The sequence below is a fragment of the Pseudomonas sp. Teo4 genome, assembly GCF_034387475.1.
Taxonomy (GTDB): domain Bacteria; phylum Pseudomonadota; class Gammaproteobacteria; order Pseudomonadales; family Pseudomonadaceae; genus Aquipseudomonas.
On sequence record NZ_JAXCIL010000010.1, the window covers coordinates 1 to 1,506 of the forward strand.

General features: G+C 51.1%; 2 protein-coding genes and 1 pseudogene. All 3 read left to right on the forward strand.

What is annotated here, in order from left to right; translation table 11 throughout:
* Nucleotides 1–85: hypothetical protein (locus tag PspTeo4_RS29700; RefSeq protein WP_322367160.1), on the forward strand; the 85-nt coding region annotated here is incomplete at its 5' end.
* A gap of 455 nt (nucleotides 86–540) precedes the next feature.
* On the forward strand, nucleotides 541–1,059 hold the full coding sequence (locus tag PspTeo4_RS29705) for a hypothetical protein (RefSeq protein ID WP_322367165.1): 519 nt from the start codon (nucleotides 541–543) through the stop codon (nucleotides 1,057–1,059).
* A gap of 213 nt (nucleotides 1,060–1,272) precedes the next feature.
* Nucleotides 1,273–1,506 (forward strand): annotated as a pseudogene (locus tag PspTeo4_RS29710) (threonine synthase); the annotation flags it as partial.

Genomic DNA, 1,506 nt, shown 5'->3' on the forward strand with positions numbered 1-1,506 from the left:
AGAGCGCTGCACCGTACTGGCCAACGACCTCAAGGCGGTCCAGGCCTTCGTCAGCCAGCACGGCAACCGCGGCAAGCCGCTGTAACTTCAACAAGAGGGCCGCTATGCGGCCCTTTTTTTCGGAACGTGAAGTGAGTATCTAAAGATCGGTCCAAGGGCCGACAGCATAAGATCATCGAGTGTTTGTTGGGCTTGCTGACAGTGCGCCGTCAGTTCGTGATACGCCTCGATAAGTTCACGAAAACCTCTGCGATCACGGCTTCGCCGACCTGGTGCATACAGGGTCGTGCGTCAACGCTGCGCATGGGTTGTCAAACTGGCGAATATAACAAGCCGACATCACAATCACCCAGTTCTTTGTACCAAATGGCACCCTGCCGGCGCTGTAGTGCACCTGGCATTTCTGCCAGGTGACAACTAGTCACGAAGAGAAGAGCATTGGGCGAGAGCTAGGCAACGTCCAGCTCAAGTGTGGCTGGCCATCTTAACGTTGAGCTGATTGGGCCAGATTCAATCATAGAAATTATGGTGGAGAACAGCATGTCCAGTGCAAAGGGCTTGAGCAGCGTGGATTTCACTAACTTCCGTAACAAAGAACTAAACGGTTGGGAGGTGCAAGACTATGTCATGTTTGAACTGGAGGAGGGCAGTGAAGATAACTACTTTCTTAGAACTGATAGGCCTTATGCGCACAACGGTGTACATCTGGAAAAAGAGATTAAAGGGTTGGAAGTGGATAGCTACTATGCGTTCACTATATCTATGCGCGCAGTGGAATCTGAAGAGCTAATTGGTGTGCAGGTCATTCTCGGTAATCACTTCCCTGGCGCCCATAAGGCCCTGGAAATTGAACTGCTAGGTGAGGATATCACACCTGGGAAGTGGCAGAAGATTAAAGGGTATATACATAAGCGTTACTTGACTGGGACCGATCAGGTGGAAGTGAATACATACTCTTTTGGGAAGCTCGATATTGATAATATTTTAATTGATCTCGCTCCGAAAGGAAGCTCTAAGGAGGGAGTGCCATTCGCCAAGAAGGAACCAGAAGAAAGTTAGGGTATCTAATGAGTTCGTTTGTTGGTTATTGACTGGTCTGCTGAAAAATTATCTATGTTGGCTGTCGAATTGCTTGTAGGCCCGATACGCCGTAACGCCGCATCGGGCTTTTAATTTTTGGTTGGCGAGTGTGTTAGTCAAACTTAAAAATGGATGGAAATTTCCCTCCCATGTTTAGGAATTGTCCAGCATAGGATGCGCAACGGCTCCGCCGCCATCGAAGGCAACTTCGACGACTGCCAGGAAATGGTCAAGGCCAGCTTCGCCGACCAGTCCTTCCTCAAAGGCACTCGCCTGGTGGCGGTCAACTCGATCAACTGGGTGCGGATCATGGCCCAGATCGTCTACTACTTCCACGCAGCCCTGCAGCTGGGCGGTCCGGCCCGTTCCGTGGCGTTCTCGGTACCGACCGGCAACTTCGGCGACATCTTCGCTGGCTACCTGGCT

What these genes read in the sequence shown, in the direction of transcription:
- PspTeo4_RS29705 (WP_322367165.1), top strand. Translation starts at nt 541, where the DNA reads ATGTCCAGTGCAAAGGGCTTGAGCAGCGTGGATTTCACTAACTTCCGT.